15 protein-coding genes and 1 tRNA gene are annotated in these 22,480 nt (G+C 37.6%); all 16 read left to right on the plus strand.

Annotated features, from left to right (window positions below):
* Nucleotides 1-142 precede the first annotated feature (142 nt).
* Nucleotides 143-823 carry a response regulator transcription factor gene (locus ACMGDK_RS17410; RefSeq protein ID WP_099768828.1) on the plus strand — a complete coding sequence of 227 codons (681 nt, stop codon included), beginning with the start codon at nucleotides 143-145 and terminating at the stop codon, nucleotides 821-823.
* The gene (locus ACMGDK_RS17415) at nucleotides 824-2,194 is read left to right on the plus strand and encodes an ATP-binding protein (RefSeq protein ID WP_436809105.1); all 1,371 of its coding nucleotides are present in this window, start codon (nucleotides 824-826) and stop codon (nucleotides 2,192-2,194) included.
* Between the two features lie 271 nt (nucleotides 2,195-2,465).
* Nucleotides 2,466-3,707 carry a TolC family protein gene (locus ACMGDK_RS17420; RefSeq protein WP_436809106.1) on the plus strand — a complete coding sequence of 414 codons (1,242 nt, stop codon included), beginning with the start codon at nucleotides 2,466-2,468 and terminating at the stop codon, nucleotides 3,705-3,707.
* A 2-nt stretch (nucleotides 3,708-3,709) separates the two neighbouring features.
* Nucleotides 3,710-4,795 carry an efflux RND transporter periplasmic adaptor subunit gene (locus ACMGDK_RS17425; protein WP_436809107.1) on the plus strand — a complete coding sequence of 362 codons (1,086 nt, stop codon included), beginning with the start codon at nucleotides 3,710-3,712 and terminating at the stop codon, nucleotides 4,793-4,795.
* Nucleotides 4,796-4,949: 154 nt separating this feature from the next.
* Nucleotides 4,950-8,048 (plus strand): efflux RND transporter permease subunit, encoded by a 3,099-nt coding sequence (locus ACMGDK_RS17430; protein ID WP_436809108.1) that lies wholly within the window; start codon nucleotides 4,950-4,952, stop codon nucleotides 8,046-8,048.
* A 519-nt stretch (nucleotides 8,049-8,567) separates the two neighbouring features.
* Complete coding sequence (gene tuf / locus ACMGDK_RS17435; protein ID WP_034749673.1) at nucleotides 8,568-9,779, plus strand: elongation factor Tu; 1,212 nt, start codon at nucleotides 8,568-8,570, stop codon at nucleotides 9,777-9,779.
* Nucleotides 9,780-9,833: 54 nt separating this feature from the next.
* Nucleotides 9,834-9,904, plus strand: a tRNA-Trp gene (locus tag ACMGDK_RS17440).
* 12 nt (nucleotides 9,905-9,916) lie between these two features.
* Nucleotides 9,917-10,123, plus strand: a complete 207-nt coding sequence (gene secE / locus ACMGDK_RS17445) for a preprotein translocase subunit SecE (protein ID WP_034702507.1) — start codon at nucleotides 9,917-9,919, stop codon at nucleotides 10,121-10,123.
* A 17-nt stretch (nucleotides 10,124-10,140) separates the two neighbouring features.
* Nucleotides 10,141-10,683 carry a transcription termination/antitermination protein NusG gene (gene nusG, locus ACMGDK_RS17450; RefSeq protein WP_062650150.1) on the plus strand — a complete coding sequence of 181 codons (543 nt, stop codon included), beginning with the start codon at nucleotides 10,141-10,143 and terminating at the stop codon, nucleotides 10,681-10,683.
* Between the two features lie 465 nt (nucleotides 10,684-11,148).
* Nucleotides 11,149-11,595 carry a 50S ribosomal protein L11 gene (gene rplK, locus ACMGDK_RS17455; RefSeq protein ID WP_062650142.1) on the plus strand — a complete coding sequence of 149 codons (447 nt, stop codon included), beginning with the start codon at nucleotides 11,149-11,151 and terminating at the stop codon, nucleotides 11,593-11,595.
* An 11-nt stretch (nucleotides 11,596-11,606) separates the two neighbouring features.
* Nucleotides 11,607-12,299 (plus strand): 50S ribosomal protein L1, encoded by a 693-nt coding sequence (rplA, locus tag ACMGDK_RS17460; protein ID WP_111955369.1) that lies wholly within the window; start codon nucleotides 11,607-11,609, stop codon nucleotides 12,297-12,299.
* 17 nt (nucleotides 12,300-12,316) lie between these two features.
* Nucleotides 12,317-12,910: a 50S ribosomal protein L10 gene (rplJ, locus tag ACMGDK_RS17465; RefSeq protein WP_306845174.1), complete on the plus strand. Its 594-nt coding sequence runs from the start codon at nucleotides 12,317-12,319 to the stop codon at nucleotides 12,908-12,910.
* 47 nt (nucleotides 12,911-12,957) lie between these two features.
* Complete coding sequence (gene rplL, locus ACMGDK_RS17470) at nucleotides 12,958-13,326, plus strand: 50S ribosomal protein L7/L12 (protein WP_034723387.1); 369 nt, start codon at nucleotides 12,958-12,960, stop codon at nucleotides 13,324-13,326.
* 814 nt (nucleotides 13,327-14,140) lie between these two features.
* On the plus strand, nucleotides 14,141-15,319 hold the full coding sequence (locus tag ACMGDK_RS17475; protein WP_436809109.1) for a phage tail-like protein: 1,179 nt from the start codon (nucleotides 14,141-14,143) through the stop codon (nucleotides 15,317-15,319).
* A 51-nt stretch (nucleotides 15,320-15,370) separates the two neighbouring features.
* Nucleotides 15,371-17,971: a T9SS type A sorting domain-containing protein gene (locus tag ACMGDK_RS17480; RefSeq protein WP_436809110.1), complete on the plus strand. Its 2,601-nt coding sequence runs from the start codon at nucleotides 15,371-15,373 to the stop codon at nucleotides 17,969-17,971.
* Nucleotides 17,972-18,416: 445 nt separating this feature from the next.
* Nucleotides 18,417-22,238 carry a DNA-directed RNA polymerase subunit beta gene (gene rpoB, locus ACMGDK_RS17485; protein ID WP_436809111.1) on the plus strand — a complete coding sequence of 1,274 codons (3,822 nt, stop codon included), beginning with the start codon at nucleotides 18,417-18,419 and terminating at the stop codon, nucleotides 22,236-22,238.
* The last annotated feature ends 242 nt before the right edge of the window (nucleotides 22,239-22,480 follow it).

Raw genomic sequence — 22,480 nt, forward strand, 5'->3', positions numbered from 1 at the left:
AGCTTTTAGCAACAAAAAAGATAATAATTACTCCTTATTTTGTGAAAATTTACCTTAAAATTTAATTAAATCTGCCTATCAGCCTTCAATGGATAATACAGGAACATAAAAATTTTGTTAAATTCGTATAAAATAAACTTTGATGAATATTCTTTTATTGGAAGACGACCTCATTCTTTCAGCAGAACTTTGCAGGTTTCTGGAATCAAACAGCTTCACCTGTGATAAGATTTATGATGGTGAAACCTTTCTCCGTCAGATCAAAAACAACACCTATGACTTGTATTTGCTAGATATCAATGTTCCCAAGATAAACGGGCTTGACGTATGCCAGACCATCCGTTCTTTTGATAAAAATACACCCATTATCATTATTTCGGCTTACGGAGATATTTCCGATAAAAAAGATGCGTTTACCAGGCTGGCAGATGATTATCTGGTGAAACCTTTCCAGTTTGAAGAACTGCTGTTGAGGATTAATTCGCTGTTAAGGAGAAAAGCTCCGTCCGATGCTGCAGATCAGGATATCATAAGGGTAGATGATCTCATTATTAATAAAACAGAACAGAAAGTCTATAGAGCAGGCAATGAAATTGCTCTTACCCTTAAAGAATTTCAGCTGCTGGTCTATCTTGCCGAAGCACAGGGAAGAACCGTTTCCAAGCAACAGATCACAGAACATGTATGGGAACATAATTTCAATACGAATACCAATACAGTAGAAGTCTACATCAATTTTTTGAGAAAAAAGATCGATAAAGATTTTAAACTTAAACTTATCCACACCCGTTCCGGGTTCGGATATTACCTAAGCCCATTGTAAATGTCTTTAAAAAGAAAGATAGCATTAACGATCAGTATCGCCTTTTCCCTGCTTTTTGCAATGGTGATGGCGGTAATCTACCTTTCTTTTAATGATTTCAGAAGAGATGAATTTAAAGAAAGATTCAGGCAGCGCCTCGAGTTTACTTCACACTTCATTTCAAAGTCTAAGAATTTCGAAGAAGAAGCACCCATTTTTTTTAACGAAAATTCAGACAACATTCTTCTCAATGAAACGATCTTAATTTTTAATGCAGATAAAGAGCTGGTTTACAGTACGATTAAAGACCGGAATGTAATCTGGGATAATGCACTTCTCAAAGAACTGGATGAGAAGAAGATTATCTATACCGAAAAAACAGTTCCGGAGATCTATGCAGCACTGCGAAACATTAATGGGGAAAATTACTACATCCTTACCAGTGCTTTTGATACCAACGGAAAATCGAAACTGGAATTCCTTAAATACCTTCTGATTACGGCCTATGTGATGAGTACCCTTCTGATCGGTTTTTTCAGTTATTATTTCATGGGACGCTTCCTTCGTCCGTTAGAAGATCTGAACACGGAAATTTCCGAAGTAACGGCTCATAAACTTACCACACAGATTCCGGTCCAGGAGTCCGATGATGAGATTAATGTTTTGGCAAAATCCTTTAATACCATGATTGCAAGGCTGGATGATGTCTTTCAGTCGCAGAAAGATTTTACGGCAAGTGCATCCCATGAAATAAGGACACCCATTACAAGAATGGCCTTCCAACTGGAAAACCTGATCAAATTTGAAAAGCATTCTCCTGATACCCTTGCTTCCTTAAAGCAGATTCAGCGGGATGTGTATCAATTGTCAGATCTTACCAATTCCCTTTTACTACTTACAAAATTCGACAAAGAGAATATCCAGAGCATTTATGAAGGAGTAAGGATTGATGAAGTTATTTTTGAAGCCTTCGAAGCTGTAGAAAAAAGCTATCCTGCCTTAAAGCTGGATTTCCTGATCTCTGAAGATACTTCGGAAAACGGACTGCTTACCATTAGTGGTATCCAATCTCTGTTGGTCATTGTCTTTATCAACCTCTTTAAAAATGCAGCTGTATATTCCGATAACGAAGAAGTAGACGTTTTGATAAAGGAAACCAATGATCAGCTTACAGTTGATGTAATTTCTCATGGAGATACCATTCCTGAAGAAGAGCAGACAAAACTATTTGAAGCGTTTATGCGAGGCAATAACTCTCAAAATATTTCCGGCTCAGGTCTTGGACTTCGAATTGTTAAACGAATCCTGGAGTATCACAACGCAAAAATCAAATATTCTTCTTCGGCTGAAAAAGTCAATACCTTCAGTATCATATTCAATAAGCAATTGTGATTTCTCTACATTAACCTATCATTGTATTTCAACTTTAAGCGAAGCGGCTTTGTTTATCTTAAAGCGCGCTCACAAAGAAAATCTTTGTTTACCCTTGTATTTATTTATTAATCTTAAGAGGAGATATTTTAGATATATTACGAAGAACTGCAAATTTTTGCAGTCTTAATTATGTAAATACTAAGCATAAACCAAATTTAATTTTTTTTTAAGGCTTCTTTAAGGCCCTTTTAATTGTGTAAAGGCAATTTTGCATCATAAAAAAGATAGAATGAACAAAATTGCAGGGCTGTTTATTGCCATTTCCTCATTCATGGCAGGGCAGCAGCAGATGTCACTTCTGGATTGTGAAGAGGCTTTTCAGAAAAACAATCTCCAGCTTCTCGCAGAACAATATAACATCAATATGGCCGATGCAGACATTCTGCAGGCTAAGATTTGGGAACTTCCACAGCTAAGTGGTCAGATCAATGCTTACAATCCGGAAGGTAAAAAAGCTTTTGATATTGGCCATGCCAAAGGAGCTGAGATCACCCAGCTGATTTATATGGGAGGAAAAAAGAAAAATGAAATTGCTTTTGCAAAATCAAACAAAGAACTAGCCCAGCTTCAGTTTTCGCAGCTTTTAGTGGACCTGAGAGCTCAGCTTCGTGTCGCTTATTTCAATTTATATTATGAAAAACAGAAGCTTGGCAATACCAATAAGCAACTGGGATATATGAATGACCTGCTAAATGCTTACCGCGTGCAATCTGCCAAAGGTAACGTTTCCCTTAAAGACGAAGTAAGGCTGCAGAGCCTCGTGATCCAGCTTAATAATGATAAACTGGGAATTAATAAAAACATCCTTGAATTTGAACAGAACTTAAAAGTACTTACAGGAATTTCCGATGAGATAGAGCCGAATCTTTCTGAAGCTGATACAAAAGACATCCTTGCAGCCCAGCCCTTCGGTGACGAAGATGAACTAAAGAGGAAAGCACTGGAAAATAATTCTGATTATCAATATTTCTTAAAATTAATTGACAACAGCAAATTATATGCACAGTGGCAGAAATCTCTGAATGTTCCAGATCTGAATGTAGGAGCAGGATGGGACCAGAATGGAGGAACCTTCAAAAATGAGGTTAATCTGATGATCGGAATTCCGTTGCCACTATGGAAATCTAATCAGGGAAATGTGGAAAAAGCCAATTATGCCATTCAGCAGAACCAGAAAAAAGCAGATTATCAGAAACTGAACCTTGAAACTAAAGTTCAGGCTGCTTTTAAAACATGGAAAAGCCAGTACGACCAGCTTGCAGAAATCAAAACCACAGATCTTAGCAATATGGAACTGGTATATGACGGAATGCTGAAAAATTTCAGAAAAGGAAACGTTAACCTGATAGAATTTACAGATTTCATGGACAGTTACAGGGAAACGGCTCTCCAGATCTTCGATATGAAGAATGAAATTATACAGTCGGCAGAACAGCTTAATCAATTAGTACAAACGAAAATCTTCTATTAATCATGAAAAAATATATAATCCTGACAATAATGGCATTGTCAATCCTGTCTTGTTCAAAAAAAGAGGAAGAAGCAAAACCACAGGCAAAAAAAGGTTTTGAACTCAGCAACACAATGCTGAAGTCGATTTCTTTAGCAAAAGTTGAGAAAAAAAATATAGAAGACGATTATAATTTTTACGGAAAAATATCGGCAGATAAAAACAGCTATATCGATGTTTATCCGCTGGTTGGAGGAAATGTTTTAAGTGTAAATGTAGAGTTGGGGGATCATGTGACGAAAGGGCAGGTTCTGGCGACCATCAGAAGTACGGAGCTGGCGGAAGTTCAGAAAGATGTAAGCGATGCGAAAACGGATTTGGTTGTTGCTCAAAACAATCTTCGCGTTGCCCGGGAAATGTACGAAGGAAAACTGAACACCGAAAGAGATGTGTTGGAAGCCAAAAGCCAATTGCAGAAGGCACAGGACCAAATGCAGAGGGCAGGTGCGGTGAGTACGGTTTACAATGTGAAGAAGGGAAATATTTACAGTGTTGTAGCTCCGATCAGCGGTTACATCGTTCAAAAGAATATCAATAAAGATATGCAGTTGAGAAGCGACAGAAGCGATAATATCTTCGATGTTGCCAATATAACAAACGTTTGGGCAATCATGAATGTCAATGAATCAGACATCGAAAAAATCAGTTTGGGAATGAAGGCCCAGGTTTCCACATTATCTTATCCGGACAAAGTTTTTGATGGAAAAATTGATAAAATATTTAAAATTATTGATCCGCAAACCAATGCGATGCAGGCAAGAGTTGTTTTAGATAACGCAAACGGATTATTAATTCCTGAAAGTAAAGCCACTATAAAAGTCTCAAGCTCAGAAAATAATACTGCATTAACGGTTCCTTCCAAAGCTGTCATTTTTGATGATAACAGAAGTTTTGTGGTGATTTATAAGTCAAGAACAGATGTTAAGGTTAAAGAAATAAAAGTTTTAAAGCAAGTTGGGGATATTACTTATGTTTCCGAAGGTTTGTCTGAAGGAGAAGAAGTAATCACTAATAATCAGCTTTTAATTTACCGCTCTTTGAATAATTAAATAAGAATTATTAAAACTCAACGAACTTATTTAAGTGAAACGCCTTTGCAAACTTAAAAACATATAGTTTGTCAAAAAATCTTGCACCCTTTGCGTCTAAAATAAGAATTAAATATGCCCTTTCAACGGCTTTTCAGGTCACAAAAAATTCATCATGAATAAATTCATTAAAAATATAATTGCCTTTTCGTTAAAAAATAAAGCCTTTACCTTTATCTGGGTTGCTGTTTTGGCCATTGCGGGTTTTATCAGTTTCAAAAATATGCCCATTGAAGCTTTCCCGGATGTTACCAATACCCAGATTGTCATTATAACCCAATGGAATGGACGGAGCGCAGAAGAAGTGGAACGTTTCGTGACTACCCCCATCGAATTGGCCATGAGCCCGGTGCAGAAGAAAACAAGTGTAAGAAGTACCACCATGTTCGGTCTCTCGATTGTTAAAATTCTTTTCGACGACGGGGTGGATGATACTTTCGCCAGAAATCAGGTCAATAACCAATTAAGAACCGTAAGCCTTCCTGATGAGGTAGATCCGGAAGTTCAGCCACCCTACGGGCCTACCGGGGAAATTTTCAGATATACCCTGGAAAGTAAAACAAAAGATTCAAGAGAGCTGCTGACCCTGCAGAACTGGGTGATCGATCGTGCACTGAGGGGCGTTCCGGGAGTTGCAGACATCAATGTTTTCGGAGGTCAGGATAAAGTGTTCGAGTTAAGTATCGATCCAAGAGCGTTGGACAAATACAATCTGACGCCGCTACAGGTGTATGATGCCGTTACCAAAAGCAATTTAAATGTCGGAGGTGATGTCATTGAAAAAAATGGTCAGGCTTATGTGGTAAGAGGTATCGGTTTGGTTAAATCCATTAATGATATCGGGAATATTACCATCCAGAATGATAGCGGAAATCCTGTTTTGGTTAAAAATGTTGCTGAAGTTCACGAAAGCTCAATGCCGAGAGTAGGACAAGCCGGATTGAATAATCATGAAGACACCGTTGAAGGAATTGTCGTAATGAGAAAAGGGGAGAACCCAAGAGAAGTACTGGTTGGGGTAAAAGCCAAAATCAAAGAGCTAAATGAAAAGGTCCTTCCGAAAGATGTTAAAATGGTAACATTTTACGACCGTGACAACCTGATGGATTTCACAACACACACGGTCATGCATAACCTGATCGAGGGAATCATTCTGGTTACGGTGATTGTCCTGATCTTTATGGCGGACTGGAGAACCACGCTCATCGTTTCCATTATTATTCCACTGTCCCTGTTATTCGCATTTTTATGCTTAAAGCTTGCCGGAATGAGTGCCAACCTGCTTTCGCTGGGTGCAGTAGATTTCGGGATCATTATTGACGGAGCCGTCGTCATGGTGGAAGGGCTTTTTGTCATGCTCGATCATAAAGCACTTAAATACGGAACAGAAAAATTTAATAAACTATCAAAAGGAGGCTGGATCAAGCAGACCGGAACTGGTTTGGGAAAAGCCATCTTCTTTTCAAAATTAATCATCATTACATCATTAATCCCCATTTTCTCTTTTCAGAAAGTAGAAGGGAAGATGTTCTCACCATTGGCATTTACCTTAGGATTTGCTTTGATTGGGGCATTGATATTTACCCTGACATTGGTTCCCGTTCTTTCCCATATCCTATTAAATAAGAATGTAAAAGAAAAAAATAATCCGTTTGTCAATTTCTGGGATAGAATTGTACTCAAAGGATTCAACTATACTTTTAAACATAAAAGGATGAGTTTAATTGTTGCTATATCTTTCATGGTAGTGACGTTATTCTCAGGAAAATTTTTAGGAACAGAATTCCTGCCCCAACTGAATGAAGGTTCACTTTGGATTACTGCAGAAATGCCGATGAGTTCATCATTAAAAGAATCCCTGAAAACCGCAGACCTTTTAAAGAAAGATATTATGGACTTTCCTGAAGTGACTGATGTTTTGGCTCAAACCGGACGGAGCAATGACGGAACAGACCCGAACGGATTCGGATTTGTGCAGTTTGCCGTCAATCTTCAACCTAAAGATGAATGGAAACGCAAGATTAGCTATGAAGAGCTTATCGAGGAAATAGATAAAAAGCTCAGAAGCTACCAGGGAATTACTTTTAATTATTCCCAACCCATCTCAGATAATGTGGCAGAAGCTGTAGCCGGTTTCAAAGCGGAAAACGGAATCAAAATTTATGGTGATAATCTGGAAACCCTGGATAAATTGGCAGATGAGGTTTTAAAACAGATCAAAGATGTTGAGGGAGTAAAAGATCCCGGGATCATTAAAAATATCGGCCAGCCGGAAGTAAGTGTAGTTCTGGACCGTGATAAAATGGCAGCTTACGGAGTAATGCCGGATGACGCACAGTCTGTACTGGAAATGGCTTTTGGAGGAAAAACTGCTTCAGAAATGTTTGACGGCGAAAGAAAATTCCCGATTCGTCTGCGTTATTCCCAGGAATACAGAAAAGATGAAAATGATATTGCTTCCCTAATGGTTCCTACACAGGACGGGGCAAAGATCCCGCTGAAAGAGATCAGTACTATTGTAAAAGATAACGGAGCAGCATTTATCTACAGAGATGATATTAAAAGATACATCGGGGTAAAATTTTCGATTCGTGACCGTGATTTAGGAAGTACGATTGCGGATGCACAGAAAAAAGTGGCCAAGATTGATCTTCCGGATGGGTATTCTGTCGGCTGGACAGGTCAGTTTGAAAACCAGCAGAGAGCTTCACACAGACTGGCTCAAGTGGTTCCGATAAGTATTCTGGGGATTTTCTTCTTGTTGTTCATCCTTTTTGGAAACATGAAAGATTCCTTGCTGGTATTGGCAAATGTACCTTTTGCTTTGATAGGAGGAATCATAGCTCTTCATCTTACCCGAATGAATTTTGGAATCTCGGCAGGAGTGGGAATGATCGCCTTGCTTGGAATCTGTATTCAGAATGGAGTTATCCTTATCACAGAGTTCCATCAGAATGTCAAGAACGGATTGAACTTGGATAATGCTATACTCAGTGGAGTGAAATCAAGAACACGCCCCGTTATCATGACCGCATTGATGGCTTCGATAGGATTAATGCCAGCAGCATTATCTACAGGGATTGGTTCGGAATCTCAAAAGCCGTTGGCGATTGTAATTATTGGAGGGCTGATCACGGCCACCGTATTAACACTGCTAATCTTCCCGATTATTTTCTGGATTTTTAACAGGACGAAAAAGCCCCGGCAGATTTAATATTTTTCTTCTATCTATCTATATTAATTGAGGCGCGGAAAACTATGTTTTCCGCGCCTCTTGTATCGAAATAATAAGGTACTTTCTTAAGTTCTAATCCCGTTGAAAGTTTTCAGACCATATTTTCGGGGTATTATAATTATCTTTAAAGTGGCTTATTCGGAAAAAATATCAGAGTAGTTAATTCCCATAAAGAAGGATAATAGGATTTTCATAGTATTTACGAGAAAATATTTATGGTGGTTTTATCATGTAATTTTATCTTCAAATATTTTTTTTACTTCCTATATTATTCAGAATTAGCCAGATACTTTATGCTTTCAAATAAAAACGTTTATAATGATTTTTTTCAATCCGGAAATTTGTGTAAATTTGCAGTCTCATACATTGAAATATAGGTTTGTGCTTCTTTGATTTGAATATTGAAACTTTTTTAAATAAAAAGGTTTTGGTATTTAAAAAATCATTATATTTGCACACCGAAAAATTGAAAAATAATAAAATAAATAATTTTAAATCATGGCAAAGGAAACGTTTAATCGTAACAAACCACACTTGAACATTGGTACTATTGGTCACGTTGACCATGGTAAAACTACTCTTACAGCTGCAATTTCTGCTGTACTAGCTAGCAAAGGTCTTGCTGAGAAAAAAGACTTCTCTGCAATTGACTCTGCTCCAGAAGAAAAAGAAAGAGGTATTACTATCAATACTGCTCACATCGAATACGAAACTGAAAAAAGACACTATGCTCACGTTGACTGTCCAGGTCACGCGGATTACGTAAAGAACATGGTAACTGGTGCTGCTCAAATGGACGGTGCTATCGTAGTATGTGCTGCAACTGACGGTCCAATGCCTCAGACTAGAGAACATATCCTACTTTGCCGTCAGGTAAATGTACCTAGAATCGTTGTTTTCATGAACAAAGTTGACATGGTGGATGATGCTGAGTTATTAGAGCTTGTTGAAATGGAGCTTAGAGACTTATTATCTACTTACGATTTTGACGGAGATAACTCTCCAGTAATTCAAGGTTCTGCATTAGGTGCTCTTACAGCAGCTACAGCAGCTACTCCTGATACTGAAGATAAGTGGTTCAAGAGCGTTGAAGAATTAATGGATGCTGTTGATAACTGGATCGAGCAGCCGCCAAGAGATACTGATAAGCCATTCTTGATGCCAATCGAAGACGTATTCTCTATTACAGGTAGAGGTACTGTTGCAACTGGTAGAATCGAAGCTGGTATTATCAATACAGGTGATCCTGTTGATATCATCGGTATGGGTGAAGAAAAATTAACTTCTACTATTACAGGAGTTGAGATGTTCAGAAAAATCCTAGACAGAGGTGAAGCTGGTGATAACGTAGGTCTATTGTTGAGAGGTATTGAAAAAACTGACATCAAGAGAGGTATGGTAATCGCTAAGAAAGATTCTGTTAAGCCACACAAAAAATTCAAAGCATCAGTTTATATCCTTTCTAAAGAAGAAGGTGGACGTCACACTCCATTCCACAACAAATACCGTCCTCAGTTCTACGTAAGAACTACTGACGTTACAGGTGAGATCTTCTTACCAGAAGGTGTAGAAATGGTAATGCCTGGTGATAACTTAGAGATCACTGTAGAATTGTTACAGCCAATCGCTCTTAACGTAGGTCTTAGATTTGCGATCAGAGAAGGAGGTAGAACAGTTGGTTCAGGTCAGGTAACTGAAATCTTAGACTAATCATCTTAAAATAAATAAAGCTTCCGGAAGGAAACTCTCGGAAGCTTTTTATCTACGGGCATCGTCCAATGGTAGGATACCGGTCTCCAAAACCGTTGATCAGGGTTCGAATCCTTGTGCCCGTGCAAATATTAATTATGAGTTCATTTGTCGATTTTTTAAAAGGTTCTTATAACGAATTCAGACATAAAGTTGAATGGCCAAAGTGGGCTGATCTTCAGTCTTCTACTATTGTGGTAACTATTGCTACAGTGATTTTGGCATTATTTACCTTTGGAGTTGATGAATTGTTTTCGAAAGCAATCAGCAACATAATTGGAATGCTAATTAACGTGTTCAACTAAAAAAGTATTTTCCCATAATGAGCGAATTGAAATGGTATGTGCTGAAAGCAATCAGCGGACAGGAAAATAAAGTGAAAAACTATATTGAGACAGAAATCAAACGTCTAGGGTTTGAGCAGTACGTTACTCAAGTGGTTATTCCTATGGAAAAGGTTATTCAGATCAGAAACGGAAAAAAAGTTCCTAAAGAGAAGCCTTACTATCCTGGATACTTAATGATAGAAGCTGACCTGATGGGAGAAATTCCTCACGTGATTAAAAATATTCCGGGAGTGATATCTTTCCTAAGCTTAACAAAAGGAGGTGATCCTGTTCCTATGAGAAAATCAGAGGTTAACAGAATGCTGGGAAGAATGGATGAGCTTTCAGAATTTGCAAGCGATGTTGAAATCCCATATATTGTAGGTGAAAACGTTAAAGTAATTGACGGACCTTTCAATGGATTCAACGGAACTGTTGAAAAGATTCTTGAAGATAAGAAGAAAATTGAAGTTTCTGTACTGATCTTCGGTAGAAAAACTCCAATGGAGCTTAGCTATATGCAAGTAGAAAAAGTATAACCCATACTTTTTAAAATATATAAAGACTGCTGTTCGGCAGTCTTTTTTTGTACTTATCATTTCTTTGTTCTTCTTTCATTTTTGTTAAAAGGACAACTATGAAAAAGATTGGTGAAACATAAGGGTCTTAAAAACATTTAATTGAATGTGCTAATATTGGAAGTGAGTTGTATTGCTTGGTTTCCATATTGTAATAAACTCATTTTAGATTTTAATAAGACAATAAAAGACTAAAAATATATCCAAGACTTAAAAAATTCAGTTTCATGGAACTTTGTCTTTTATAGATGTAAATAAAAAAATATTTTCATATTCTTTCTAAAAATCAGCACTTTCCATTTGCTAATTCAAAAATATTTCATAATTTTGCAGTCCGAAAAGTAGATTTACTGTATGTGAGTCGGTAATCTGCTGAATAATAAATGCTTCCAAACTCATTAATTATTCAAACTAAAAAAATTAAAAATGGCTAAGAAAGTCTTTAAAATGGTAAAGCTTCAGGTGAAAGGTGGCGCGGCTAACCCTTCTCCACCAGTAGGTCCAGCATTGGGTTCTGCAGGTGTGAACATCATGGAGTTTTGTAAGCAATTTAACGGGAGAACCCAAGATAAGCCAGGGCAAGTTTTACCTGTAGTAATTACAGTATACGAAGACAAATCTTTTGAATTCGTTATTAAAACTCCACCTGCAGCAATTCAGTTAATGGATGCGGCTAAGATCAAAGGAGGTTCCGGAGAACCAAACAGAAACAAAGTAGGTTCTGTATCTTGGGATCAGGTAAAGAAAATCGCTGAGGATAAAATGACTGACCTTAACTGCTTTACAGTGGATTCTGCAGTTTCTATGGTTGCAGGTACTGCTAGATCTATGGGATTAAGAGTAACAGGAACTAAACCAACTTTTAACGCTTAAAACTAATAGAAATGGCAAAATTGACTAAAAAGCAAAAGGAAGCTTTAAGCAAAGTAGAAAAAGGAAGAATCTATAACCTTGAAGAAGGTTCTGCTCTTGTGAAAGAAGTAAACACTACAAAGTTTGATGCTTCTGTAGATATCGCTGTAAGATTGGGTGTAGATCCAAGAAAAGCAAACCAAATGGTAAGAGGTGTTGTATCTCTTCCTCACGGTACTGGTAAAGATGTTAAAGTATTAGCATTGGTTACACCAGATAAAGAAGCTGAAGCGAAAGAAGCTGGAGCTGATTATGTAGGTCTTGACGAATATTTACAAAAAATAAAAGAAGGTTGGACAGATGTTGACGTTATCGTTACTATGCCAGCTGTTATGGGTAAATTAGGTCCATTAGGTAGAGTATTAGGTCCGAGAGGTCTTATGCCTAACCCTAAATCAGGAACTGTAACTATGGAAATTGGTAAAGCAGTAACTGAAGTAAAAGCAGGTAAAATTGATTTCAAAGTAGATAAGTATGGTATCATCCATGCTGGTATTGGTAAAGTATCTTTCGATGCTGTTAAAATCAAAGAAAATGCTCAGGAATTAATTTCTACATTGATCAAAATGAAACCAACTGCTGCTAAAGGTACTTATGTGAAGAGCATTTATTTGTCTTCTACAATGAGCCCAGGTATTGCAATTGATAGTAAATCTGTTAACTAATAATAATCCTTAAGACAATGACAAAAGACCAAAAAGTTGTAGCAATACAAGAGATCAAAGATTTGCTTCAGGATGCGAAAGTAGTTTATGTAGCAGATTTAGACGGTTTGAACGCTGCTAAATCTTCTGATTTCAGAAGACAGGCTTTCAAGCAGAATATCAAAGTGAAAGTTGTAAAAAATACACTTTTACAAAAAGCAATGGAGCAAATTGACGGAGTAGATTTCTCTGAAATGTTCCAAACATTCAAAGGTAACTCTGCTTTGATGATTGCTGAAACAGCTAGTGCTCCTGCAAAATTAATCAAAGACTTCAGAAAAAAAGAAGAGAAGCCGGCATTAAAGTCTGCTTTTGTACAGGAAACTTTCTATGTTGGTGACAATAATCTTGATGCTTTAGTAAGCATTAAGTCTAGAGAAGAAATGATCGGTGAAATCATCGGATTACTTCAGTCTCCAATTCAAAGAGTTGTTTCTGCTCTTCAAAACAAATCTGAAACAGTAGAAGCTACAGCTGAAGAAGCTGCTCCTGCCGTAGAAGAAACTCCTGCTGCTGAAGCTCCGGAAGCTCCTGCTGCAGAAAGCACTGACGAAACGCCAGCTGCTGAATAATTACTCTCAAAAAATTAAATAAATAATCAACAAAAAACATTACAACAATGTCAGATTTAAAAAATTTAGCTGAAACGCTAGTAAACCTAACAGTAAAAGACGTAAACGAATTAGCTACTATCCTTAAGGATGAGTACGGAATTGAGCCAGCTGCTGCTGCTGTAGTAGTTGCTGCAGGTGGTGCAGGTGAAGCTGCTGAAGAAAAAACAGAATTCGACGTAATTCTTAAGTCTGCAGGTGCTTCTAAATTGGCTATCGTTAAATTGGTAAAAGATTTAACTGGTGCTGGTCTTAAAGAAGCTAAAGATATCGTAGACGGAGCTCCTGCTGCTATCAAGCAAGGAATCTCTAAAGACGAAGCTGAAGCTCTTAAGAAGCAATTAGAAGAAGCTGGTGCTGAAGTAGAATTGAAATAATTCAATTTACTATAAATAAGAAGCCCGGACAGCAATGTCCGGGCTTTTTGTTTTATAATAGTTTAAAAATCAATATAATTCATTTAAATATTTAATTATTATTGATTTATGTATTTTAATATTTGATTATAATTATATATTTAATAATTATTAGCAGGAATAAATATTTATTATACTATAAATAGTTTATTTTACATCAAAATTTAATATTAAAAATTTGTTTTAATTGAAAATTTACTATATTCGTGTCGAAAAAAACACATATATAATTTGAAAAGAAGTTACTTTATCTTCTATTGCTATACTGTAGCATATTGTATCAATATGTTATTTGCATGGCAGATAGGAAATCTCAGCACCACATCTTTAGCAGTACAGAATTCTACTGTATCATTATGCTCTTTTTGTAAAACTGGTAAGTTTACAGAATGTTCAGAAAAAGATAAGGCTCCTGCTATCAGTTATGTTTCCGTAAAAATAAGTAAGCTGTATGCTGATAGGCAACAGGGCTTGCTATGTAGAGATGCAGAAATTGTACAACAGTATAAGCATATACACTCTGTTAACGATCTCAAGATTTGGGACGGTTTTGATTTTATAATTAAGTTATCCGGATAAATTATCCTAATCATACCAAAGGTAGATATCTTCCAATTATTTTAACGAAAAAATACCACTGCTTGTGGTCTCAGCTTTATAGGATTATCTTATAAAATAAGCGCACAAGTTGGGTTTAGACATGCTATTTACTATTGGATGCCGGTTTCTGTATTCTAAAAACATAAAACATAAAAAAACAACAAATATCAATTTAATGAAAAACAAATTATTAACACTCGCGGTTTTATCCTTTACAGGATGTCTTGTAAGCGCACAGGTTGGGGTTAATACCAGTCTTCCCCAAGCTACATTTGATGTGGTTGGATTTCCTACCAATACTAATAAGCCTGATGGAATTATTGCACCAAGACTTTCACTAAGTCAACTCGCTGCTAAGACATACGCTGCGGCTCAGACAGGGGCTTTGGTGTATGTTACGTCTATTAATGCTACTCCTGCCGGCTCAACGATTAATGTAACAACTCCGGGATATTATTATTTTGATGGAGCGGTATGGCAGAAACAAACCGGTACGGAATGGCAGATTAAAGGAAATGCGGTGGGAGAAATTTCTACTACCACAGAAATTTTGGGAGTTGCTCCGGCTTCTGCCAATTATCTGGGGCCTAAAGGGGCAGCTGATCTCGTAATGATAAGTGCCAATAAAGTGCATGCAGTTCTCGACGCTGCTGGAGGGCTTGCAGGTGGTGGTGAAAATGCTTCAAACCTATCCTGGGGAAGTGGGAATATTGTTAATAATACTTCAAATAATATAGCATTGGGAAAAGGAAATACAGCTACTGCTACAGGAGCCAATTTTCCGGCGATAGCAATAGGGTCATTAAATACAGCAACTGGAGGAGGAAAGGTGTTTGGGACATCCAATACTGCATTATCTTCCAGTAATTTCGCTTTTGGAGCTTTTAATACAACGGGTAATTCAATTGCAGTGGCAGTGGGGCATACAAATAATGCTACTAACGGTGGATTTGCTTTTGGAGCCAACAATGTTGTTACCTTGAATAATTTTGCTTTTGGAAGCAATAATAATGTAAGTGGAACTTCAGGGGCTATTGCGATTGGAATTGGCGGAGCTTCACAGGCTAACCAGTCAACTTATGCTAATAATGCGCATGTGTTTTCGGGGCAGGGAGCTGTAGGTACAGCGCTGACTGATGTGGGAATAAATGTAACCCCAAGTTCAACAAACTACGCAGATTTAGAAGTGAGCAAGGCTGTTCAAATAAAATCTTCCGCTACAAGACCAACATGTGATGCATCTAATGCGGGATCAATAATATATGAAGTGGCAACTGTACTGGGTGTAACATCCGGCAATTTTGTTGGTTGTAGACAGGTGAATAATACTTCGTACGGGTGGCAAAGTCTATAATTGTAAAACACAAAACTTTAATAAAAAATAAAACAACAAAAAACAAAAAAAATGGCAAAAAAATTATTCGAGAAATTTGCGGTAATGCTGATGATATTTATGATGTCTGCAGCAGTAACTGCTCAAAAAGGTTATGAGCCTATCCGAGGGATGGGGGTGGAAGCCAAGCCTGTAAATAATTCAGGTATTTGCCTGGCATGCTATAATGGAAGTATGAATCCGGTAGTAGATGCGAACCTGGATAACAGTGTAAGCATGGGGAACTTTGCATCATTGGTAAGTGGCAATGGTATATCTGTTAAAAATACAAATACTACTTATCCGGCAGGCTATATTACAGGTTTTAATGTAGATCTGGGAACCAGCTTTATTACAGTAGACCTGTTAAGCTCGTTAAGAATCAGTACATACAAAAATGGTGTACTGCAGGAATCTACGACAAGTGCTACATTGTTATCAGTGCCTGCGTTTGGAGGTGCTAAAAACAGAATTTTCCTTCACTTTAAGACAACCAGAGAGTTTGACGAAGTGAGATTATACCAAACCAATGTACTGTCTATATTCAGCGCTATGAATGTGTATTATGCCTTTGCATTTGATCCTGCTAAGGTTCCTGTTGATACCAATGGTATCTGTGATGATATTATTGCAGGAAGCGGTGTAGATGGAAACGTGTCAGGAAGCAGCAGTTTTCTTGCTCCACTTTCTTTTGTTCAGAATAAAGAAAGAATAGGAGACGGAGACAAGAACTCTTACGGATCAATTGTATTGCCGGCTGGACTTCTTGGATCTTATTCAGTAGGAGTATTAGACAAAAATCAGGTTTATCCTGCAGGAAACAGAACAGGTTTTGTGATCTCTCCGGATGATGAAGGAAAGCTTTTAAGCGCAGAATTCCTGAAAAATATTACCGTAGAAACTTATTTATATGGTCAGCTGCAGGATTCCAGAACATTATCTGACGGAGGAGGGCTTATCAATATTAAAGTTTTAGGTTTTGGTTCAGGAAAACAGAAAGTAACGCTTACGGCTTCCAAACCTTTTAACGAAGTGCGTTTAAAAGTGACACAGACTTTAGGTGTTAATTTAGGATCTCTAAAAGTATATTATGCATTCGAGGAGCCTGCATCTTGCGACTGTAATGATAAAATTCAGACCAGTGGTTCTGCAATTCCGGGAAACCTTGTAACTGGAGCCAACTGGACTTCCGGCCCTGGACTTTTTGGTCTTATTTTAGCAAAAATGACAAATCCTACGGCTATTGTAGATACCAATACATCTAATTATGCTACAGCAACCATTCCTGCTGCTTCATTCTTAAGCATTTTCTCAGCATATGCTACAGTAAATACTAACAGCTTACTTCCTGCTAATACATATGCCGGATTTACATTAGAAAAAGCTGCGAACCTGATCGGGGTAAGTGTTCTTGAAAATATTACAGTAACACTTTATAACAATAATACTCAGACAGACATTTTCACAAGTACAGGAAGCTTGATCAGTGGAAATTTCTTCACTACAGATTCTAATAAATTTTATGTAGGAGGTAAGGCAACCAAGCCTTTCAACCGCATTAAAGTTACTTTCTACAGTGGTACAGGGGTGCGTATTCCCCAGAATTATTATATCTATAACGCTTTTGCAAGCAGAGATGATGATAATGACGGTGTGCCAAACTGTTTCGATCAGTGTCCTAATGGAAATGATAGTATCGATAATAACGGTAATGGTATTCCGGATTGTGCAGAAGGATGTACAGCGGTAAATGACAAATCTCCTGCTATTGATACAGATGGCGACGGAATTGTAGATGCATGTGATCTTGACTCTGACAATGATGGAATTACAGATGCACTGGAAGATCTTGATGGGAACGGTAAATTTGAAGATGATGATACAGAAGGGGTATTTGGACCTGTTCAGGTATTAGGAGACGGAATTTCCAGCTACCTGGACTTAGATTCTGATAATGATGGTATTTTAGATTTATTTGAATCAGGTATCCCAACTTCAGTAATCAGTCAGATAGATACGGACCTTAATGGTATTATTGACAGCAATGTTGCTGTAGGAAATAATGGTATTGCTGATATTTTGGAAACATCTCCGGATTCAGGTGTCATGAAATACCCTCTTAAAAATACAGATGGTGATGATAAGCCGGATTTTGTTGACTTAAATTCAAACGGAGTTGATTACGATCTGTGGGCAATCGGTAAAGATAATCTGGATGATTTTGGGGTAGGTTTTATTTCAAGAATCAATGACCTTGATAAGGACGGTATCCAGGCTGTTGTAGATACAGATCTTGTGAAGAGAGGAGCTCCTGCTTCGCCGCTATCTCCTTATGCTACATCAGCTAAAAACGGATTGACATCTAGTGCAAAAGGAATCACTGGTTCCAATGTTACTTCAACTGCAAATGATATTAATGTATACCCTAACCCGGTTAAGTCAGGTGAAAACTTAAACGTTAAATCTGGAGAAGCCGGAACTTATACAGTGTTCTCTGCTCAAGGGCAGCTGATCAGGTCAGATAAATTCTCTGGTAATGCTGAAATTAATACAGCTTCACTGCCGGCAGGTGTTTATATTGTAAAAATAGAAACGAAGTCAACAATGAAATCTTATAAGATCATTGTGAAATAATTTTCAAATTTATATAATGAAAGGCTGTTCTTCGGGACGGCCTTTTTTATTTGAAGGCTTAATGCCCTCAAAATGAAGAGGTTTTATTTGTCTATATGGATGGAATTTTGTACCTTTGTCCCTCTTTTGGCGCGAATAATTGTTTGTAAATCTATAAAATATTGAAAATCAGCTCTTTCATGGAAAATAATGAAAGGGATTTCTCGTATATAGATACTGCGGCCATTCTGCCTCAAAAGTAAGTGAAAATATTTTGCATTACGCTGTGAAAAGATATACCAGCGTTGCAGTTAGGATTAGATTTTAAGAATATAGAACAAAGAATAAAGACAATTTCTAATAGCGCCAAACATTTGAAGTCTTTTATCTTTTCTCCCTTTTCTTTTTTCTTTCCTGATATTTTTTAATGAATCAAAATATTTTTTAACCCTTTCTTAAAAGTTTTATGAGTAAAACAACAGCAACTACAAGGGGGAATCAGAGAATTAACTTCTCATCAGCTAAAGGAAAAATTATCACTCCTGACTTTCTGGACATCCAGTTAGAGTCTTTCAGAGATTTTTTCCAGCTTGATACCCTTCCAGAAGACAGAACAGACGAAGGTTTATACAGAACCTTCCAGGAAAACTTCCCGATCACCGATTCTAGAAATCAGTTCGTATTGGAATTCCTTGATTATCTGGTAGATTCTCCACGTTATTCAATTAACGAGTGTGTGGAAAGAGGATTGACGTACTCAGTCCCTCTTAAAGCAAGACTTAAATTGTATTGTACAGACCCTGAGCACGAAGATTTCCAAACTGTGGTTCAGGATGTGTATTTAGGCCCGGTTCCTTATATGACGCCTAGTGGATCTTTCATCATCAATGGTGCTGAAAGAGTTATCGTTACCCAGCTTCACCGTTCACCTGGTGTATTCTTCGGGCAAACTTACCACGCTAACGGAACTAAACTGTATTATTCAAGAATTATCCCTTTCAAAGGATCTTGGATGGAATTTACGACCGATATCAACAGCGTAATGTACGCGTATATCGACCGTAAGAAAAAGTTACCATTAACTACCCTGTTAAGAGCCATCGGTTACGAATCTGATAAGGATATCCTTCAGATTTTCGACCTTGCTGAAGAAGTGAAAGTTTCTAAAGCTGCCCTTAAAAAAGTAGAAGGAAGAACATTGGCTGCGAGAGTATTGAACACTTGGTTCGAAGATTTCGTAGACGAAGATACAGGTGAAGTAGTTTCTATCGAAAGAAACGAAATCATCCTGGACAGAGAAACTATTCTTGAAAAAGAACATTTAGATCTTATTCTTGATGCTGGTGTGAAATCTATCCTGATTCACAAAGAAAACAGCAATGAATTCTCTATCATCCAGAATACATTACAGAAAGACCCTACAAACTCTGAAAAAGAAGCTGTAGAGTACATCTACCGTCAGTTAAGAAATGCAGATCCGCCAGATGAGGAAACAGCAAGAGGAATCATTGAAAAACTATTCTTCTCTGAGCAGAGATACTCATTAGGTGAAGTAGGACGTTACAGACTAAACAAAAAGCTAGGTCTAAACATCCCGACTACCACTGAAGTTCTTACAAAAGAAGACATCATTGCTATCGTAAGACATTTAATCGAGCTTGTTAACTCTAAAGCTGAGGTTGATGATATTGACCACTTATCAAACAGAAGAATCAAGACTGTTGGTGAGCAATTGGCAGGACAGTTCGGTGTAGGTCTTTCAAGAATTGCAAGAACGATCAAAGAAAGAATGAACGTTAGAGATAACGAAATCTTTACTCCGCTTGATCTTGTAAATGCTAAAACATTAACATCGGTAATTAACTCGTTCTTCGGTACCAACCAGCTTTCTCAGTTCATGGACCAAACCAACCCGCTTTCAGAGATCACGCACAAGCGTAGACTTTCTGCACTAGGGCCTGGTGGTTTATCAAGAGAAAGAGCAGGTTTCGAGGTTCGTGACGTTCACCATACCCACTACGGAAGAATTTGTCCGATTGAAACTCCGGAAGGACCAAACATTGGTTTGATTTCTTCTTTAGGTATTTATGCTAAAATCAATACCTTAGGTTTCATTGAAACGCCATACAGAAAGGTAGAAAACAGTAAAGTAGATCTTAATGCTGATCCTATTTATCTGAATGCAGAAGACGAAGAAGATAAAGTAATTGCTCAGGCTAACGTAGAGTTAAATGATGGTGGAGAATTCTTAACAGACAGAATCATCGCAAGATTGGATGGTGACTACCCGGTAGTTGAGCCTTCTCAGGTTAATCTTATCGACGTTGCACCAAACCAGATTTCCGGTATTTCAGCTTCATTAATTCCGTTCCTGGAACATGATGATGCGAACCGTGCATTGATGGGATCCAACATGATGCGTCAGGCCGTTCCTCTATTGAAGCCACAAGCTCCAATCGTTGGTACAGGTCTGGAACAGCAGGTTGCAAAAGATTCAAGAATCTTGATCAATGCTGAAGGTACAGGTCTTGTAGAATATGTAGATGCTGATAAAATCACCATCAAATATGAAAGAAGCGCTGACGAAGATTTAGTACAATTCGAGTCTGCTACTAAAACATACCACCTTACTAAGTTCAGAAAAACCAACCAGAGTACAACAATTACACTGAGACCAAACGTAAGAGTAGGTGAAACAGTGCATAAAGGACAGGTACTTTGCGACGGTTATGCTACTGAAAACGGAGAATTAGCTCTTGGTAGAAACTTAGTGGTAGCCTTCATGCCTTGGAAAGGATACAACTTTGAGGATGCCATCGTAATCAATGAAAAAGTGGTACGTGAAGACTGGTTTACTTCAATCCACGTTGATGAATATTCACTTGAAGTTCGTGATACCAAACTTGGTATGGAAGAACTGACAGCAGATATTCCTAACGTTTCTGAAGAAGCGACTAAAGATCTTGACGAGAACGGTATGATCAGAATCGGAGCTGAAGTGAAGCCTGGTGACATTATGATCGGTAAGATTACTCCAAAAGGTGAATCTGACCCAACTCCGGAAGAGAAACTTCTTAGAGCAATCTTTGGTGACAAAGCCGGTGATGTGAAAGATGCTTCATTGAAAGCAGATTCTTCATTAAGAGGTGTTGTGATCAACAAAAAATTGTTCTCCAGAAACATTAAAGATAAAAAGAAAAGAACTGAAGAAAAACTTAAGCTTGAAGAAATTGAAAACACTTACAAGGCTAAGTTTGATGAGTTGAGAAACACTTTAATTGAAAAATTAAACACACTGGTAGGCGGTAAAACTTCTCAGGGAGTTACCAACGATCTTGATGAAGAAATCATCGGTAAAGGTGTGAAGTTTACTCATAAATTATTGACTTCAGTAGAAGATTATGTAAACGTAAGCGGTGCAGACTGGACTGTAGATAACGATAAGAATGAATTGGTAAAACAGTTAATTCACAACTATAAAATCAAGTTCAATGATATTCAAGGAGTTAAAAACCGTGAGAAATTCGCTATTTCTATCGGAGATGAGCTTCCTGCAGGGATCATGAAATTGGCTAAAGTATATATCGCTAAAAAACGTAAGTTGAATGTAGGGGATAAAATGGCAGGACGTCACGGTAACAAAGGTATCGTTTCAAGAATCGTTCGTGAAGAAGATATGCCATTCCTGGAAGACGGAACACCGGTAGATATCGTATTGAATCCACTTGGGGTACCTTCCCGTATGAACATCGGACAGATTTATGAAACAGTTCTTGGATGGGCTGGTCAGAAACTGGGTCTGAAGTTCGCTACACCAATTTTCGATGGGGCAAGTCTTGATCAGATTACTGAATATACAGAAAAAGCTGGTCTTCCGAAATTCGGTAACACTCACCTTTATGATGGTGGTACTGGGGAAAGATTTACTCAGCCGGCTACAGTAGGTATTATTTATATGCTGAAACTGGGACACATGGTTGATGATAAGATGCACGCACGTTCTATCGGTCCTTACTCATTAATTACTCAGCAGCCGTTAGGAGGTAAAGCTCAGTTCGGGGGTCAGAGATTTGGAGAGATGGAGGTTTGGGCTCTTGAAGCATTCGGAGCATCAAATATCCTGAGAGAGATTCTGACTGTGAAGTCGGATGACGTGATTGGTAGAGCAAAAACTTATGAAGCAATTGCAAAAGGTGAATCGATGCCTGAACCAGGTATTCCGGAATCATTCAACGTATTACTTCATGAACTACAAGGTCTTGGATTAGACGTAAGATTAGAAGAGTAGAAGATGGAATTTAGAATGACTTTCAGTAGTATGAACAACCTAAAGGATTTTTTTAATAGTAGAATATTTGTATATCTTTTTATGAATATTATTCTGTTACTTCCTTCTTTCAGGTTAATACTAAAGTTTTCCAATATCTACGTTTTAATTGCTTATTTAATTGCTTCAAACATTATAATATTTCTTTTTTTTAATTATAAAAAGAATATTAAAATTTTTGAATTTGCATTTTGGAAATATTT

It is taken from the genome of Chryseobacterium hilariae (genome assembly GCF_051400735.1).
Taxonomy (GTDB): Bacteria; Bacteroidota; Bacteroidia; order Flavobacteriales; family Weeksellaceae; genus Chryseobacterium.

Coding starts and splice junctions, on each gene's coding strand:
- ACMGDK_RS17480 (WP_436809110.1), top strand. CDS start 15,371: ATGGCAAAAAAATTATTCGAGAAATTTGCGGTAATGCTGATGATATTT.
- rplK (WP_062650142.1), top strand. CDS start 11,149: ATGGCTAAGAAAGTCTTTAAAATGGTAAAGCTTCAGGTGAAAGGTGGC.
- ACMGDK_RS17415 (WP_436809105.1), top strand. CDS start 824: ATGTCTTTAAAAAGAAAGATAGCATTAACGATCAGTATCGCCTTTTCC.
- rplA (WP_111955369.1), top strand. CDS start 11,607: ATGGCAAAATTGACTAAAAAGCAAAAGGAAGCTTTAAGCAAAGTAGAA.
- rplL (WP_034723387.1), top strand. CDS start 12,958: ATGTCAGATTTAAAAAATTTAGCTGAAACGCTAGTAAACCTAACAGTA.
- rplJ (WP_306845174.1), top strand. CDS start 12,317: ATGACAAAAGACCAAAAAGTTGTAGCAATACAAGAGATCAAAGATTTG.
- ACMGDK_RS17475 (WP_436809109.1), top strand. CDS start 14,141: ATGAAAAACAAATTATTAACACTCGCGGTTTTATCCTTTACAGGATGT.
- ACMGDK_RS17430 (WP_436809108.1), top strand. CDS start 4,950: ATGAATAAATTCATTAAAAATATAATTGCCTTTTCGTTAAAAAATAAA.
- ACMGDK_RS17420 (WP_436809106.1), top strand. CDS start 2,466: ATGAACAAAATTGCAGGGCTGTTTATTGCCATTTCCTCATTCATGGCA.
- tuf (WP_034749673.1), top strand. CDS start 8,568: ATGGCAAAGGAAACGTTTAATCGTAACAAACCACACTTGAACATTGGT.
- ACMGDK_RS17425 (WP_436809107.1), top strand. CDS start 3,710: ATGAAAAAATATATAATCCTGACAATAATGGCATTGTCAATCCTGTCT.
- ACMGDK_RS17410 (WP_099768828.1), top strand. CDS start 143: ATGAATATTCTTTTATTGGAAGACGACCTCATTCTTTCAGCAGAACTT.
- nusG (WP_062650150.1), top strand. CDS start 10,141: ATGAGCGAATTGAAATGGTATGTGCTGAAAGCAATCAGCGGACAGGAA.
- secE (WP_034702507.1), top strand. CDS start 9,917: ATGAGTTCATTTGTCGATTTTTTAAAAGGTTCTTATAACGAATTCAGA.
- rpoB (WP_436809111.1), top strand. CDS start 18,417: ATGAGTAAAACAACAGCAACTACAAGGGGGAATCAGAGAATTAACTTC.